The following is a 17,515-nucleotide window of genomic DNA, read 5'->3' on the forward strand; positions in this document are numbered from 1 at the left end:
GTCCTGGCCGTGCAGGTCAGCCAGCAGCTCCAGGCCATCCATGCCGGGCATGCGGATATCGCTGACCACCACGCCCGGCCAATCCCGCGACAGGCGTGCGGTGAGGCCGGTGGCTTCGCCCAGGGGCAGGACTTTCAGCCCGGCCAGGTCCAGGGTCTGGCACAGGGCCTGACGCAAGTGTGGATCGTCGTCGATCAACACTACCTGGATCTGGTTATCGATACTCATACACTGCGGTCCTCGGACGGTTGCAGACTGACGCCCGGCGAGCCGGCACGCAATTTCAAGGTTAACAGCGCGCCGCCTTGCTTGTGGTTGGCAAACAGCAGTTCGCCACCAAAGGCACGCATCAAGGTGTCACAGATCGCCAGGCCCAGCCCGAGGCCTTGGGTGCGGGTCTTGGTGGTGTAGAACGGCTCGCTGGCGCGGCCCAGGGCTTCCATGCAAAACCCCGGGCCGTTGTCGCGAATGTACAGGTTGACGCCCTGTTCGGTGGTTTCGGCACTCAGCCAGAGTTTGCGCGGCGGGCCTTTTTCGGTGAGGGCGTCGAGGGCATTGGCCAGCAAGTTGCCCAGCACCTGGCGCAGGCGGGTTTCACCAGCCTCGACCCACAGGGTGGCCTCGGGCAAGTCACGGATCAACTCGACTTCCATCGCGCGCCGCCGCTTGGCCAGCAACGCCAGCGCGTCGTCCAGCGCCGGTTGCAGGGCGACGCTTTCCGGCGCATGCCGATCGCGCCGGGCGAAAGCGCGCAAGTGGGCGATGATCGAGGCCATGCGCCCGGTCAGTTCGCTGATCAGCTTGAGATTGCCGCGGGCATCGTTGGTGCGCTCATGGTCGAGCAGGATTTCGGCGTTTTCCGCATAACTGCGAATCGCCGCCAGGGGCTGATTGAGCTCGTGGCTGATACTCGCCGACATGGTGCCCAGCGCCGACAATTTGCCCGCCTGCACCAGGTCATCCTGGGCGCGCACCAGTTCCTGCTGGGCATGTTCGCGCTCCAGCACTTCCTGTTTCAGGCGCCGGTTGAGGCCTTCCAGGTCGCTGGTGCGCTCGGCCACGCGCATTTCCAGCTCGCGTCGGGCCTTGGCTTCGAAGGCGATGCGGTCCAGGTAGTGCCGACGGCGCTGCATCATCAGGCCCAGCAGCAACATCAGCACCAACAGCGTGGCGCCGCCCACCGCAACCACGGTGCGCACCGGGCGGTTGATCAACGATTGTGGCGCGAGGATCTCTACGTTCCAGCCGGTTTCGGCGATGGCCGTGGATTGGCGCAACCACGCCGTCGGGCTCAAGACCAGCGGTTGCGGATCGCGTGTGGGGTAGGGCTGGATGGCGATAATCGCCTGGTGCTCTTCGGCCGTCAGTGGCCGGGTGGCGCGGAATCGCCATTGCGGGCGTGAGGTCAGGATCACGACGCCGTTGTGGTCGGTGACCAGCAGTTGCTCCGGGGTGTTGCCCCACAGGCTTTCGGTGTGGTCCAGGTCGACCTTGACCACCAGCACGCCGATGATTTCCTCGCCATCGCGCACCGCGGCAGCGAAGAAGTAACCGCGTTTGGCCGAGGTGGTGCCCAGGCCGAAGAACCGCCCCAGGCGCCCGGCCATGGCTTCGCTGAAATAGGGGCGGAACGAGAAATTGCGCCCGACGAAGCTGTCTTGTTTGTCCCAGTTGGACGCGGCGAGGGTCTTGCCGGTGGTGTCCATCAGGTACATCACTTCGACCCCGGCCTGGGCGGCGACGTCCTTGAGCAACAGGTTGGCGTTGGCCAGGTTGGTGCTGACCTGCGGTGCCGCCAGCGCGGTGCGCAGGGCTGGCAAGTCGCCGAGGATCTGCGGCAGCACTTCATAGCGATGCAGGGTGCCCAGCAGGTTGGCAACGTATAGGTCGAGGGTCTGACGGTTCTGCCCGGCCAGCTCGCTGCGATAGTAGCGCTCGGCCAGGTGCTCCAGCGGCCACAGCAGCGGCGCCAGGCACAACGCCAACAGGGCGAGGCTGCGCCAGCGGGGTCTTCGCGGGAGGGATGGGGTCATGGGAGTCATGCGCCTGAGGGTACAGGCGCATTATGCCTAGTGCTGGTGTGCAAGACACTCGCGCAATGCGTCTTGCCACGACGGCTGGCTGACCTGCCACTGCTGTTGCAGGCGGCTGCAATCGAGGCGCGAGTTCAATGGGCGCTTGGCCGGCGTCGGGTAGGCGCTGGACGGGATCGCTTCCAATTCGGCGCAGGGTTTGCCAGCGGCGCGCAGGTGCTCGCCAATCGCCTGGGCGAAGCCGAACCACGACGTTTCGCCTTGGGCGGTCAGGTGATAGACACCCCAGTCGCCCGCCTGGCCGGCCTGCCAGCGCTCGATCAACGCGCGGGTGCTGTTGGCGATGGTGCCGGCCCAGGTCGGCGCGCCGATCTGGTCGGCGACGATGCGCATCTGCGGTTTTTCTTGCAGCAGGCGCTGCATGGTCAGCAGGAAGTTCTTGCCGTGAAGGGAGTAGACCCAACTGGTGCGCAGGATCAGGTATTCGCCCCCCGCGGCCGCGATCGCCTGCTCACCGGCGAGCTTGCTCTGGCCGTAGACGCCCAACGGGTTGGGGATGTCGGTTTCGGTGTAAGGCGCAGGTTTGCTGCCGTCAAACACGTAGTCGGTGGAGTAGTGGATCAGCGGCACGCCCAAGGCCTTGGCTTCTTCGGCGAGGACGCCGGGCGCGGTGGCGTTGACCGCGAAGGCCGCGTCCGGCTCGCTTTCGGCCTGATCGACCGCGGTGTGGGCTGCGGCGTTGATGATCAGGTCGGGGCGATGGGCGCGCACTTGCTCGCGGATCTGGTCAACGTGGGCCAAGTCCAGCCTGTCGCGGCCCAGCACGATGAGTTCGCCCTGGCCCTGGAGCCGTTGTTGCAGCGCTTGGGAGAGTTGGCCGTGTTGGCCGGTGATCAGGATCTTCATGGGAACAGGTCGGCGTCCATCAGCAGTTTGCCGGCCTGATCCTTGGCGGACAGTTGCGGCGGTTCGGTCAGCTCCCAGTCGATGGCCAGCGTGGGGTCATTCCAGAGGATGCTGCGCTCGGCGCTCGGCTGGTAGTAGTCGGTGGTCTTGTAGAGGAATTCGGCATAGTCGCTCAACACCACGAAACCATGGGCGAAGCCTTCCGGCACCCACAGTTGGCGGTTGTTCTGCGCCGACAGGCGCACGCCGACCCATTGACCGAAGTTCGGTGAGCTGCGGCGAATGTCGACGGCTACGTCCAGCACTTCGCCGGCGATGACACGCACCAGTTTGCCCTGGGTATGTTCAAGCTGATAATGCAAGCCCCGCAGCACGCCTTTTTGCGAGCGTGAGTGGTTGTCCTGCACAAATTGCGTTTGAAGCCCTGTGGCCTGGGCAAAGTCCCTGGCGTTGAAGCTCTCGTAGAAAAAGCCGCGCTCATCGCCAAAAACCTTCGGCTCGATGATCAATACGCCGGGCAACTCAGTGGCGGTTACATTCATTCAGTATCCCCGGCGAGCGTGTACAAATATTGACCATAACCGGTTTTGCCGAAGTACTTGGCGCGTTCCAGAAGATGGTCACGATCGATCCAGCCATTCTCGTAAGCGATCTCTTCAAGGCAGGCTACTTTCAGTCCTTGACGGTGCTCAATGGTCTGCACATAGGTCGAGGCTTCGAGCAGGCTGTCGTGGGTGCCGGTGTCGAGCCAGGCGAAGCCACGTCCAAAACGCTCCACATGCAGGTCGCCGCGCTTGAGGTAAGCGTTGTTCACGTCGGTGATCTCCAGTTCGCCACGGGGCGAAGGCTTGACCGCCTTGGCGATCTTGATCACTTCGTTGTCGTAGAAGTACAGGCCGGTGACGGCATAGGGCGACTTGGGCTTGGCTGGTTTTTCTTCGATGGACAGGGCGCGGCCTTCCTTGTCGAAGTCGATCACCCCAAAACGCTCCGGGTCCTTGACCCAGTAGCCGAATACAGTCGCCCCGGATGGGCGTTCGGCAGCGGTACGTAACTGGTCGCCGAAATGTTGGCCATGGAAAATGTTGTCGCCCAGAATCAGGCACACGGGGTCGTCGCCGATGAACTCTTCGCCAATGATGAAGGCTTGAGCCAAACCGTCTGGAGACGGCTGCTCGGCATAGCTGAAACGCACGCCAAACTGGCTGCCATCCCCCAGCAGGTTGCGATACTGCGGCAAGTCCATCGGTGTGGAAATCACCAGGATGTCCTTGATTCCGGCGAGCATCAGCACCGAGATCGGGTAGTAGATCATCGGCTTGTCATACACCGGCAACAGTTGCTTGGACACGCCCAGGGTGATGGGGTGCAAACGGGTGCCGGAGCCGCCGGCCAATACGATTCCCTTAATCATGCAATCAGATCCTTCATGTCGGTATTGCCCAATCGTTGGCCCTGATAACTGCCGTCCTGGACCCTGCGGCACCATTCCAGGTTATCGAGGTACCACTGCACGGTTTTGCGCAGCCCGGTTTCAAAGGTTTCTTGCGGGACCCAGCCCAACTCGCGTTCGATCTTGCTGGCATCGATGGCGTAGCGCTGGTCGTGGCCGGGGCGGTCCTTGACGAAGGTGATCAGGTCGGTGAAGTGCGCGATACCGGCCGGGCGTTGCGGCGCCAGCTCTTCCAGCAGGCCGCAGATGCTGCGCACCACGTCGATATTCTTCTGCTCGTTGTGGCCGCCGATGTTGTAGGTCTCACCGACCGCGCCTTCGGTCACCACCTTGAGCAGCGCACGGGCGTGGTCTTCGACGAACAGCCAGTCGCGGACTTGCAAGCCATCGCCATACACTGGCAACGGCTTGCCGGCGAGGGCGTTGAGGATCACCAGGGGGATCAGCTTCTCGGGGAAATGAAACGGCCCGTAGTTGTTCGAGCAGTTGGTCAGCAATACCGGCAGGCCATACGTGCGCTGCCAGGCGCGAACCAGGTGGTCGGACGCGGCCTTGCTGGCCGAGTAGGGCGAGCTGGGTGCATAGGGCGTGGTTTCAGTGAACAGATCATCCACGCCGTGCAGGTCGCCGTACACCTCGTCGGTGGAGATGTGGTGGAAGCGGAACGCGCTCCTGGCCGGCTCTGCGAGGGTCTGCCAATAGGCGCGGGCGGCTTCCAGCAGGCTGTAGGTGCCAACGATGTTGGTCTGGATGAAATCCGACGGGCCGTCGATGGAACGGTCGACATGGGACTCGGCGGCCAGGTGCATGATCGCCTTGGGCTCGAAGCGCGCGAGTACAGCGCTGACGGTGGCCTGGTCGACGATATCGGCCTGGACGAACTCGTAGCGGCTGTTGGACGCGATGCTGGTCAGCGACTCCAGGTTGCCGGCGTAGGTCAGTTTGTCCAGGTTGAGCACTTCGTGCTCGGTGTGTTGAATCAGGTGGCGGATCAGGGCAGAGCCGATAAAACCAGCGCCGCCAGTAACAAGAATGCGCATGTCGGAGGGCCTTTTCCTTAGACGGACATTAAACGAATGGAGCATAGCTTGAGTTGTGACGCGGATCTGTGCAAGCGCGGCTCGTAGGGGGGGTTGCTTAACCCCCATCAACAATGGCGATATAAACGCCTGATAAAAACAGAGGTCCACATCATGTTGCTCGCCACGTTGATCCATCGCGCCAGCCTGCCCTGCCCACAAGTGGGGCCCGACCAGGCGGTACGGTTACTTGAGCAGCATTACGGCCTCACGGGCACCTTACGGTCCCTGGGCAGCCAGCAAGACCTCAACTACAGGGTCGACAGCGACCGGGGCCGGTTTGTGCTGAAAATCTGCCTGGGCGACTACGCCGCTGTTGAACTGCACGCCCAGCACGCCGCGCTCCGCACGTTGCAGACACCGGACAGGTTGCGCGTCCCCCGGGTCATCAAGGCCCTGAACGGTGAGGACCTGCTGACCGTGACTGTCGACGGGCAAACCCTGCACCTGCGGCTGCTGGCTTACATCGACGGCCAACCCTTGACCCACCTGCCTCACGTGGGCCGCGAGGTCATCGCAGGTTTCGGTGAATTGTGCGGGCGGATGAGCCAGGCGCTGGCCGATTTCGCCCACCCAGGCCTGGAGCGGCCCCTGCAATGGGACCCGCGCCACGCTCAGGAACTGATCAGCCACCTGCTGGCGACCCTGCCAGACCTGCCCCACCGTGCTGCATTGGCGCAAGTGGCCGAGCAAGTCGGTACGCGCATTCGCCCCCTGGCGGATCACTTGCCTTGGCAAGCGGTACACATGGACATCACCGATGACAATGTGGTCTGGCAGCGCGATGCCCTGCGTCATTGGCAGGTCCAGGGGGTGATTGATTTCGGCGATCTGGTGCATACCTGGCGCATCGCCGACCTGTCGGTGACCTGTGCCGCTCTGTTGCACCATGCCCAGGGCGATCCCTTTGCCATCTTGCCGGCAATCCAGGCTTGTCACGCCGTTACGCCTTTGCAACGCGCAGAATTACAGGCGCTGTGGCCGCTGATCGTCGCCCGTGCGGCGGTGCTGGTGCTCAGCAGCGAACAGCAGCAACGCCTTGATCCCGATAACGACTACCTGTTGAAAAACGCCGAGCATGAGTGGGAAATTTTCCACGTGGCGACGTCGGTGCCGTTTGAATTGATGGAGGCGGCGATCCTGTGCAGCGTCGGGCAGACGCTGCCGCCGATCGCCAGCGAGGGGTTTGCGCCGCTCTTGCCGGGACTGGTGGGGCGTGAGTTCGCGCTGATCGACCTGGGGGTGCTCAGCCCGCACTTTGAGGCGGGCAATTGGGAACAACCTGGGATTGACCGGCGGTTACTGGACGAGGCTGCGGCGGTTCACGGGTTGGCGGCCAGTCGCTACGGCCAATACCGTTTGTCGCGCACGAACCCAGACAGCGCCACGGAACCGCAGACGCTCCCGCTGCATGTCGAGTTGCACCTGCCCCACGGCACAGCGGTGGAAGCGCCCTTCGCCGGGGTGCTGCACGTCGGCGCCGATGGCCTGTTGTGGGTGCAGAATGGCCCGTTGAGCCTGCGGTTGTGGGGCGTAAAAACCCTGTTGAAAGCGGGTTCGACGGTGGTGGAAGGGCAAATGCTGGGCGAGGTCCACGCCCCCCTGACCGTGCAATGGTGCCGCGCCGATCTTGAACCGCCGTTGTTCTGCACGCCGAGCCGAGCATTGGCGTGGCAAGCGCTATGCCCGTCACCCTCGACGCTGCTAGGGCTGGCCTGCGATGCCGAACCAGAGCTCGACCCTGAAGCCCTGCTGGCGCGCCGCGACGCCAGCTTCGCGCGCTCGCAGAAGCACTATTACGTCGACCCGCCGCGCATCGAACGGGGCTGGCGCAACCACCTGATCGACATGCAGGGCCGCTCCTATCTGGACATGCTCAACAATGTGGCCGTGCTCGGCCATGGTCACCCCCGCATGGCGGCGGTGGCAGCGCGGCAGTGGTCGCTGCTCAACACCAACTCGCGTTTTCACTATGCGGCGATTGCCGAATTCTCCGAGCGTTTGCTGGCGCTGGCGCCGGACGGCATGGATCGGGTCTTCCTGGTCAACAGCGGCACCGAAGCCAATGACCTGGCGATCCGCCTGGCCTGGGCCTACAGCGGCGGGCGCGACATGCTCAGTGTGCTGGAGGCCTACCACGGTTGGTCGGTGGCGGCGGATGCGGTGTCCACGTCGATTGCCGACAACCCCAAGGCCTTGAGCAGTCGTCCGGAGTGGGTGCATCCGGTGACCGCGCCCAATACCTATCGCGGCGAGTTCCGCGGGCAGGACAGCGCGCCGGATTACGTGCGAAGCGTGGAACACAACCTGGCGAAAATCGCCGCGAGCAAGCGCCAATTGGCCGGCTTCATCTGTGAGCCGGTGTATGGCAATGCCGGGGGCATCTCCCTGCCGCCGGACTATTTGCAGCAGGTGTATGCGTTGGTGCGCGCCCAGGGCGGTGTGTGCATCGCCGATGAAGTGCAGGTGGGTTATGGCCGCATGGGGCATTTCTTCTGGGGCTTTGAAGAGCAGGGCGTGGTGCCCGATATCATCACCATGGCCAAGGGCATGGGCAACGGTCAGCCGTTGGGGGCGGTGATTACTCGTCGGGAGATCGCCGAGGCGCTGGAGGCCGAAGGGTATTTCTTCTCGTCATCGGGGGGCAGCCCGGTCAGTTGCCGGATCGGCATGGCGGTGCTGGATGTGATGGAGGAAGAAAAGCTCTGGGAAAACGCCCAAGTGATCGGCGCGCATTTCAAGGCGCGCCTGGAAGCCCTGATCGACCGTCACCCGTTGGTCGGCGCCGTTCACGGCTCCGGCTTCTATCTGGGCCTGGAGCTGGTGCGCGACCGGCATACTCTGGAACCCGCCACCGAAGAGACCACACTGCTGTGCGACCGCTTGCGTGAGCTGGGGATTTTCATGCAGCCGACCGGCGACTACCTGAACATTCTCAAGATCAAGCCGCCGATGGTCACTTCCAAACGCAGTGTGGATTTCTTTGTCGACATGCTGTCGAAGGTGTTGGATGAACAACTGTAAATAATCGATTGTTATCGGTTATTTGCTGTCATATTTTTCGACTATGTTCTTTTGATGCTATTAAGGCCGATTTTTATCCGCTATAAAGTCGGCTTTCACCCTTTCGGAGCCCTGATTGCCATGACCACCCTGCACAGCACACCTCGCGCCGATGGCTTTCATATGCCCGCCGAATGGGCGCCACAGACCCAGGCCTGGATGATCTGGCCCGAGCGCCCGGACAACTGGCGCCTGGGTGGCAAGCCGGCGCAGGCCGCGCACGTGGCAGTGGCCAAGGCCATCGCGCGTTTTGAGCCGGTAACCGTCGCGGTTTCCGCCGGCCAATACGAAAACGCCCGTGCCCGTTTGGATGTGCCCAATATCCGGGTGGTGGAAATGTCCAGCGACGACGCTTGGGTGCGTGACACCGGCCCGACCTTCGTGATCAACAACAGTGGCGAAGTGCGCGGCGTGAACTGGGATTTCAACGCCTGGGGCGGTTTTGACGGTGGCCTGTATGCGCCGTGGAACCGTGACGCGCAGGTCGGCGGCAAGATTCTCGAGATCGAGCGCGCGCCGCGCTACCGCACCGAAGGGTTTGTGCTGGAAGGCGGTTCGATTCATGTCGACGGCGAAGGCACCCTGATCACCACAGAAGAATGCCTGCTCAACCGCAATCGCAACCCGCATCTCGACCGCGCAGCCATCGAGGCTGTGCTGAGCGCCAACCTGGCTGTGGATAAGATCATCTGGTTGCCGGACGGTCTGTTCAACGACGAAACCGACGGCCATGTGGATAACTTCTGCTGCTATGTGCGCCCAGGCGAAGTGTTGCTGGCCTGGACCGACGACCCGCAAGACCCGAACTACTCCCGCTGCCACGCGGCCATGGACGTGCTGCTAAGCAGCACCGATGCCCAGGGACGCTCGTTCACAGTGCATAAAATGCCGATTCCGGGGCCGCTCTATGCCACCGAGGAAGAGTGCGCGGGTGTGGACCCGGTGGACGGCAGCCAGGAGCGCAATCCTTGCGTGCGTCTGGCCGGTTCCTACGTCAACTTCCTGATCGTCAACGGTGGCATCATCGCGCCGAGCTTCGACGACCCGCTGGACAGCCAGGCCCGGGAAATCCTGCAGAACCTGTTCCCGCAGCACGAAGTGGTGATGGTGCCGGGCCGCGAACTGTTACTGGGTGGGGGTAATATCCATTGCCTGACCCAACAACAGCCTGCCCCGCAGAAAAATTGAGTGCAGTTGTAACAACGCCGGAACGGCGAGCGGGCGCCAGCCGTTTTTAGCGTTCACAACAAGCCCGCGGCCCCGTAAGGCCGTGGGCTTTTTTGTGTCCGATTGCCTATAAACACGGCACATTGGCATAGCTCTTGTATTGGCATTGTCACAGTAGCTCACGGTGATGACTGCGCAGTTCTGTCATAAACCTTGAGTAAGTTAGCCGCTCACGCAGTAGGAGAGAGCGCTGAAATGAATGCCAATATCGACGTGATGCACGCGCGCACGTTCCACCCCGTGCGGGTCAACAGTGACGAAATTCATGCGCTGGCGCTCTGGTTGAAGACACACGGCTCACGGCAGATCAGGCAGCAGCCAGATTTACGCAGCGTGATGAATGAGCGCTACCCGGCTGGTTTTTTCAGCGAGGATGAAATGCATGCATTGTGTGAATTGATGCACAACTAGGAACGCGCCTATCAAAATGTGCGAGTGAGCTTGCTCGCCATTGCGGTGTGCCCTCCACTGAATAAGTGGCTGACCGACACCGACCGCGCGCAAGCGCCCAATTCAATTTGCACGCGTTATGTCTTCCCAAACGTGTGATTTGTAAAATACGTTACTAAATATGTATTTTTTCTGTATGGATGAGATTTCCAGGCAATGCTTAAAGCGTTGTAGGCCATGGCTTAGAATTTTTTTGCCTAAATACAGACGATTAGCGAAATTGACACATAGTTCAACGCGAGACTAGCATTGCGTCCAACGCCTGTGGCTAACAGCCATGACTCAACCAATAAAAAAAGGCCCGCGGCAGTTCAGTCGTCCGCGGGCTTTCTTTTTTTCGGAAAAAGTCGACACCAAAACAGCAATAAGGAGCCTGGTGTCATAGCGCGTATTCAATCAGTAATAAGGAATAAAAAAAATGTTGAAACAACGGATGAGTCTGATCGCTCTGGGGATTTTGAGCGCATCGACAGCAATGGCAAACGACCAGGAACAATCCAAGGGTTTCGTTGAAGACAGCCATCTGAACATCGCAGCACGTAACGCCTACATCAGCCGTGACTACAAGAACGGCAAGCAAGACAAAGCCGAATGGGGCCAGGGCTTCATCGGCAAGTTTGAGTCCGGCTTCACCCAAGGCACCGTCGGTGTGGGTGTGGACGTGATTGGCCAGTACGCCATTCGCCTGGACGGCGGTAAAGGCCGCAGCGGCGCGGGCGGTATCGACTTCTTCAAGCAAGGCGACAGCGGCTCAGCCGCCAACGACCTGGCCAAAGGCGGCGCGGCGGTGAAGTTCCGCCTTTCCAACACTGTGCTCAAGTACGGTGACCAGTTCCCGAACGTGCCCGTGCTGGCTTACGACAACTCTCGTCTGTTGTCGGAAACCTACACCGGTACCTCGATCGTTTCCAAAGAGATCGAAGGTCTGCAACTGGACGCGGGTCACTTCACCAAGGAAGCGCGCAAAAGTGCTGAAGGCACCGATAGCGGCAACCTGAAGAACATCAGCTACTTGGGCGGCAGCTACAAGTTCACCGAAAGCCTGTCTGCAGCGCTGTATGCCTCCGACATGGAAGACGTGCTGAAGAAGCAATACGTCAACGTCAACTACGTGCTGGCCCTGCCAGAAAAGCAGTCGCTGACGTTTGACTTCAACGGCTACAAAACCAAGCTGGATCGCAGCTTCGCCGAGCAACGTGGCGATGCAGACGCGCGCGACAACAAGATCTGGAGCCTGGGCGCCACATGGGCCGTTGGTCCGCACAGCTTCACCTTGGCCCACCAGCGCAGCACTGGCGACACCGGTTATCTGTACGGCGGCTACCGTGACAACACTAACGAGACCGGCATCGGCGACGGTGGCAACACCATCCTGCTGGCCAACTCCTACTGGTCCGACTTCAACGGCAAGGACGAGCGTTCGTGGCAAGCGGCCTACGGCATCGACTTCGCTACCTTCGGTGTACCTGGCTTGACCTACAACGTGGCTTACGTGCGCGGTACCAACATCGACGACGGCAGTGGTCGTGGCGATGGCACCGAGCGTGAAATCTGGAACCAGTTCAAGTACATCGTTCAGAGCGGCCCGGTCAAAGACCTGAGCCTGCGTGCTCGTGCCTCGTGGTTGCGCGTTTCCAACAACGCCAGCGACTACAACGTAGGCGGCAACGAATACCGTCTGTTCGTCGACTACCCGATCAACGTTTTCTAATTGATCCGGCGTCGCGCCTGATTGCAGGCGAAAAAAACCCCGACTGGTTCGGGGTTTTTTTATGTCGGTGGGTCAGTCCTGCCAGTTTTGCAGAATCTTGCGTGCGAGGGATGCTTTCACGTAGTCAGTCATCAGCATCAGGCCTTCATAGGGCTCGATCTTCTTGTTGTCGATGCACAGTTGCGCCATCTGCAACAGCACCTGGCGTTTCCTGCGGTTGACCCGCGCACCGGGCACGCCGAATGCGGTTTTGCGCAGTTCGGGCAGTGGGGCTTCGGGTTTGAGTTCGACGGTCACCCAGATGCCTTGGAGAAACTGCAACGTGACAGTGGCGATGTGTTCGATGGGCAGCGGTTGCGCCAGATTGGCGAACACGAAATGTTCCGGCGTCAGGCGCAACGCGGTCTGCGGCGCGCGTTTGAATCGGCGGATGCCCAGCCACAGAAATATCAGCGCAATACTGGCAATTCCCGCCCCGGCACCCACGGCGGACAGCGCTGTGCCTTTCAAGCGTTCGGGGGCAAGCCAAGGCTCGCTCATCATCGCCAGCCCCAGCAACACAAACGGCACCGCCAACACCGCCATCAACACGGCACGCCGACGACCGCCTTCGTGCAGGGCATGTTCGCCTTGTGCCGAGGCAGCCAGGGTTTCCAACAGATGAGTCTGGGCTGTGTGTTCGCCGGCCACTTCGGCGAACAGGTCGCGGGACAGTTGCTCACGCAGCGTGTGCGCCGCACTGAAAAGGGCATCGATTTGCAGACTCGCAGCCTGTGCGTCCACGGCACGGGTGGCGCTGTGCATAGCGTCGGCCCAGGGCACGCGCAGTGCGTGCAGGCGCTCGCCGTTGGAGGGGTGGGAGTCGGTCGGGTGGGGTTGATGCGTTTCCAGTGCTTCGCGAACGGCCTCATGACCCACCAGTACGGTTTCAATCTCGCCAAGCTCAATACGCAAGCCGCGTAACTTGACCTGATGATCGAGGCGACCGAGGTAGTCGATCGCACCATCGACACGCCAGCGCGCCAGGTCACCGCTGCGGTACATGCGCGTACCTGGCGCACCGTAGGGGTTGGCCACGAAGCGCTCGGCGGTCAGCGATGGACGCGCCTGATAACCGCGCGCCAGGTTCACACCGGCGATGTACAACTCGCCCGCTACGCCCACGGGGACAGGGTTGAGGTCGGCGTCGAGAATGTGAATCTGCGTATTGGCGATGGGCTGGCCAATCGGCACGCTGTTACCGTCCGTGTGGCATGCCCAGGACGTGACGTCGATGGCCGCTTCAGTCGGGCCGTACAGGTTGTGCAACTCGCTGGCAGTCTGCGCCAAGACTTGGCGCTGCAACTCCGCCGGCAAGGCTTCGCCGCTGCAAATGATGCGTTTAAGCGAGGTACAAGCCGGCAGTTCTCCCGCTGAAACGAACGCCTGGAGCATCGAGGGCACGAAGTGCAACGTGCTGATGCCGTGCTCGACGATCAGCTCGCGCAACGCTTGCGGATCACGGTGCGCACCCGGCGGTGCCATGACCAGTGCCGCGCCGCTGAGCAGCGGCCAGAAAAACTCCCACACCGACACGTCGAAGCTGTACGGGGTCTTTTGCAGCACGCGGTCGCTGGCGCTCAGGCCATATTCGGCCTGCATCCATTGCAAGCGATTGAGCAAGCCAGCGTGGCGGTTGCCGACGGCTTTGGGCTTGCCGGTGGAACCGGAGGTGTACAGGCAATAAACCAGGTTTTCCGGGCCGATATCGACGCTCGGTGCGGTCTGCAACTGCGTCGCTAATGGCAAGTTTTCGAGGACATGCACCGGCACGCCTGCCTCGCCATCCCACTTGTCGAGCAGGTGGGTTTGAGTCAACAGCAACGGGCTGCCACTGTCGGCGAGCATGCCTTGCAGGCGCTCACGCGGAAGGTCCGGGTCCAGCGGCAAATACGCACCACCGGCCTTGATCACACCCAGCAGTGCCACCACCAACTCAACCGAGCGCTCGGCCGAAACGGCAACCGACACATCCGGCCCCACGCCCTGGCTTTGCAGCCAATGGGCGAGTTGGTTGGCGCGGGCGTCCAGCCCGGCATAGCTCAGGCGTGTGTCGCCATACACCAGCGCCAAGGCGTCCGGCGTTGCACGAACCTGTTCTGTAATCAATGCGGGCAGGCTCGAATACTGCGCATAGCGCGTATCGGTGGCGTTCCACGCGTCGATCTGGCGAACCTCGACAGGGCTCAACAAGGTCAGGCTAGCCAACGGACGACGGCTGTCTTCGAACTGCGCCAGCAATCCGGCCAAGTGTTCGCTGAAACGGACTATCTCGGCTTCGGCGAACGCGTCCTGACGGTAGCTGAACTCAATCTGCAATTGCGCGCCGGCATGAATCACCAGGGTCAGTGGGTAGTGCGTGGTTTCGTGCCGCTGCACTGGCCAGAAACGCAAGCCACTGGCTTCACCAAGTGCCTGCTCCACTGGGTAGTTTTCGAACACCAGCAAGGTGTCGAACAGGGCTTGACCACCCTGCCCGGCCCAGCCCTGGATCTCGAACAATGGCGTATGTTCATGTTCGCGCAGCGAACTGTTGAAGCCTTGCAACTGACGCAGCCATTCGCCTAAAGGCTGCTGAGCGGGCGGCGTCTGAATCACCGGCAACGTGTTGATGAACAGCCCCAGCGTGCGTTCGGAATCAGGCAACTGTGCCGGACGGCCCGCCACAGTGGCGCCGAATGCTACCGTGGCCTGCCCGCTATAGCGTTGCAGTAAAAGGCTCCAGGCACCTTGCACTAAGGTGTTGAGGGTCACGCGCTCGCGGCGGGCGATGGCGATCAGCCGCGCGGTCATCGCCGCATCGCATTGCCAGTGGTGCTGGCGGTGACCAACACCCTCGCCCACGCCGGTCACGGTGTTGACCAGCAAGGTCGGTTCATCCAGATCGACCAGGCGCTCGCGCCAGAAAGCCTGGCGCTGCGCCAGATCATGCTGCTGCAGCCATTGCACGTAATCGACAAAACGCCCTGCCACCTCGGCAGGCGGTGTGCCCCGGTAGTGCTGCAAGACCTCGGCGATCAATCGCGATGAGCTCCAGCCATCGAGCAACAAATGATGGCTGGTCAAAATCAACTGATAGCGTTGCTCACCCAGACGTACCAATAGCACTCGAAGCAAGGGCGCGGTACCCAGATCGAAGCCCTCATTACGTTCCTGCTGCGCCAGCGCCTCGACGGCAATTTCGCGGTCCGCCCGCTCGCGCCAGTCGAGCAGCCGGACCGGAGACGGCACGCTGCGACGTACTGCTTGCAATGGCTGGCTCAACCCTTCCCAAAGGAACAGGGTGCGCAGCACGTCATGCCGCGCCACCGTGGTGTCCCAGGCGTGTTTGAAGCGCGCAGCGTCGAGGCCGTCGATGGCCAGACTCAACTGGTTGAGGTAGTGGCTTTCGTCTGGGGCCTGCACGGCGTGGAACAACATGCCCTGCTGCAACGGCGACAGCGGATAAAGCAACTCGGTATCGACGGGCAACCGCAGGCCTTCCAGCGTGCCTTGGTCCAGCCCTGCCAGCGGAAAGTCCGAAGGTGTGAAGCGTTGCGCGTCCGGGCTAAGGCAATGCTCGATCAAGCCTTGCAGCTCGGCACGGCATGCCTGCGCCAATTGCTCGACCCAGGCCGAAGCAAGCCGCGCGCCGCTGTACTGCCAATTCATGTGTAACTCGCCCTGGCGCACCTGAGCATTGATGATCAGTTCGTTGCCTAACGGCGCATCGGCCGCCTGATCATCACCGCCACGCTCGGGCGCGATGCTGAACAATCCCTGGGCATCCAGGCCACGGTCGGTCTGGCCAAGGTAGTTGAACGTGATCAACGGTTGCGGGCCACCGGCCAGTTCGACACGCACCTGAGGTTCGCCAAAGTAACGCAGGATTCCATACCCCATACCTTGATCAGGCACTTGGCGCAGTTGCTCCTTGATGCCACGAATCGCCACACCGGCTGGCGCTGCTGGGTCGGCGTGCAGGCGCACCGGGTACAGGCTGGTGAACCAGCCCACGCTACGGCTGAGGTCAACATCGCGGTAATCGGCCGGGACCTCACGGCCATGGCCCTCCAGGCCTACCAGCAGGCTCTCGCCACCCGTCGCGCGCAGGACCACACGGGCCAGCGCGGTGAGCAGCAGTTCATCGACTCTGCTGCGATAGGCCTGTGGCGCCTGGGTCAGCAATTGGCGCGTCAGTGGCTCGTCCAGGCGCACCTGACACTCACGCACTTGGTCGCGGCGACGACTGCCCATTTCATCCATCAAGGGCAGGCTGGCCACGCCTGTTGCCAGGGTGGCGCGCCAGAAGTCCAGCTCCGCCACACGCGAGGGTGCCTGAGCCTGGAGCACTTCGCCCCAGCGCTGGAAAGCACTGGTTTTGTGACCCAAATCCAGCGGCTGGCCAGCCTGGAGCTGGCCATAGGCACGTTGCAGGTCTTCGAGAAGAATGCGCCAAGACACACCGTCCACCACCAGGTGATGAGCGGCCAGCAACAGACGCTGCCCCTGCGGACCATCAAGCAGCAGACAGCGCAGCAAAGGACCCGCACTGAGGTGCAGCCCGGCTTGAATGCGGCTACAGGCGCTGGCCAATTGTGTGGCGTCAGTCACCTGCACATGGTCCAGCGGCACCGAAGCCGTCTCGACGTGGCTCTGCTGCCAGAGGCCGGCGGCGTCCTGGGTAAAGCGCAGGCGCAAGGCGTCATGGTGAGCCACCAAAGCCTGCAACGCACGACTCAGCAGCGTCGCGTCCAATGGTTCTCGCGGTTGCAGCAGTACCGACTGGTTCCAGTGCTGACGAGCATTGATCGGGCTTTCGAAGAACCAGGCCTGGATCGGCGTCAACGCGGCAGAACCCATGACCGGTCCTTGTGCCTGGTCGAGGTTTTCCTGAACCTTGGCCACCTGGGCCAGGCCCCGGATAGTCTGCTGTTCGAATACATCCTTGGGCGTCAGCAGCACGCCAGCCTGACGCGCACGGCCCACCAGTTGCAGGGAGACGATGGAGTCGCCGCCCAGTTCGAAGAAGTTTTCGGTCGCGCCGACCTGCGAATGGCCCAGCAACTGTTGCCAGAGGCCAGCCAGCAAGGTTTCCACCTCGCCATGAGGCGCAATGAACTCGCCGTCCTGGACATGCCAGTCCGGGGTCGGCAGCGCAGCCCGGTCGAGCTTGCCGTTTGGGGTGACCGGCAGGCTTGGCAACCACACCAGCCGCGCCGGAATCATATAGTCCGGCAACTGCCCGGCCAGCGCCTGCTTGACGCGCAACTCCAGGCTCGGCTCATCCGCCGACACTGTGGCCACGGCATAGGCGACCAGCCGCGGACCGGTCGGCGAAGGCAAGGCCAGCACCACGCAGGTCTCGACTTCAGGGTGTTGCTGGATGCGCGCTTCGACCTCTCCGGGCTCGATGCGATAGCCTCGAATCTTGATCTGCTGGTCGATGCGACCGACGTATTCGATCACCATCTGATACAGGTTCAGCCCCACAGCAATGAAAGCCCCACATGACAGCGTGCGGACCCACAACGACGGATGGGTGAAGCAGATCGCATAAATGATTGCCACAACC

Annotated in this window: 11 protein-coding genes; 4 read left to right on the forward strand and 7 right to left on the reverse strand. The window is 61.9% G+C overall.

Features of this window, described 5'->3' with window-relative positions; translation table 11 throughout:
- The 6 genes from L9Z73_RS11300 to rfbB all read right to left on the reverse strand — a co-directional run.
- Positions 1 to 228, reverse strand: a 228-nt coding sequence (locus tag L9Z73_RS11300; RefSeq protein ID WP_247400189.1) for a response regulator, incomplete at its 3' end; no start/stop codon positions are given.
- Positions 225 to 2,033: a sensor histidine kinase gene (locus tag L9Z73_RS11305; RefSeq protein ID WP_247400191.1), complete on the reverse strand. Its 1,809-nt coding sequence runs from the start codon at positions 2,031 to 2,033 to the stop codon at positions 225 to 227. The genes L9Z73_RS11300 and L9Z73_RS11305, both read right to left, overlap by 4 nt.
- 36 nt (positions 2,034 to 2,069) lie before the next feature.
- Positions 2,070 to 2,939 (reverse strand): dTDP-4-dehydrorhamnose reductase, encoded by an 870-nt coding sequence (gene rfbD, locus L9Z73_RS11310; protein ID WP_247400193.1) that lies wholly within the window; start codon positions 2,937 to 2,939, stop codon positions 2,070 to 2,072.
- Positions 2,936 to 3,481 (reverse strand): dTDP-4-dehydrorhamnose 3,5-epimerase, encoded by a 546-nt coding sequence (rfbC, locus tag L9Z73_RS11315; RefSeq protein ID WP_247400195.1) that lies wholly within the window; start codon positions 3,479 to 3,481, stop codon positions 2,936 to 2,938. Before rfbC ends, rfbD begins: the two co-directional genes overlap by 4 nt.
- Positions 3,478 to 4,353, reverse strand: coding sequence for a glucose-1-phosphate thymidylyltransferase RfbA (rfbA, locus tag L9Z73_RS11320; RefSeq protein WP_247400197.1), 876 nt, complete (start codon positions 4,351 to 4,353; stop codon positions 3,478 to 3,480). Before rfbA ends, rfbC begins: the two co-directional genes overlap by 4 nt.
- Complete coding sequence (gene rfbB, locus L9Z73_RS11325; RefSeq protein ID WP_247400198.1) at positions 4,350 to 5,432, reverse strand: dTDP-glucose 4,6-dehydratase; 1,083 nt, start codon at positions 5,430 to 5,432, stop codon at positions 4,350 to 4,352. Before rfbB ends, rfbA begins: the two co-directional genes overlap by 4 nt.
- A gap of 153 nt (positions 5,433 to 5,585) precedes the next feature.
- On the opposite strand from rfbB, the gene L9Z73_RS11330 reads away from it, so the two are divergent.
- The 4 genes from L9Z73_RS11330 (at position 5,586) to L9Z73_RS11345 (ending at position 11,922) form a co-directional block, all read left to right on the forward strand.
- Entirely contained in the window at positions 5,586 to 8,495 is a 2,910-nt protein-coding gene (locus tag L9Z73_RS11330) for an aminotransferase (RefSeq protein WP_247400200.1), read from the forward strand.
- Positions 8,496 to 8,615: 120 nt separating this feature from the next.
- Entirely contained in the window at positions 8,616 to 9,722 is a 1,107-nt protein-coding gene (aguA, locus tag L9Z73_RS11335) for an agmatine deiminase (protein WP_247400209.1), read from the forward strand.
- A gap of 234 nt (positions 9,723 to 9,956) precedes the next feature.
- Complete coding sequence (locus L9Z73_RS11340) at positions 9,957 to 10,172, forward strand: hypothetical protein (RefSeq protein ID WP_247400211.1); 216 nt, start codon at positions 9,957 to 9,959, stop codon at positions 10,170 to 10,172.
- Positions 10,173 to 10,629: 457 nt separating this feature from the next.
- Positions 10,630 to 11,922: an OprD family porin gene (locus L9Z73_RS11345; RefSeq protein ID WP_247400213.1), complete on the forward strand. Its 1,293-nt coding sequence runs from the start codon at positions 10,630 to 10,632 to the stop codon at positions 11,920 to 11,922.
- Between the two features lie 72 nt (positions 11,923 to 11,994).
- Here L9Z73_RS11345 and L9Z73_RS11350 read toward each other — a convergent pair whose 3' ends face one another.
- Positions 11,995 to 17,412 (reverse strand): non-ribosomal peptide synthetase, encoded by a 5,418-nt coding sequence (locus L9Z73_RS11350; protein WP_247400215.1) that lies wholly within the window; start codon positions 17,410 to 17,412, stop codon positions 11,995 to 11,997.
- Positions 17,413 to 17,515: the final 103 nt, after the last annotated feature.

Origin of the sequence: Pseudomonas emilianonis (genome assembly GCF_023072625.1) — a bacterium.
GTDB lineage: Bacteria > Pseudomonadota > Gammaproteobacteria > Pseudomonadales > Pseudomonadaceae > Aquipseudomonas > Aquipseudomonas paraveronii.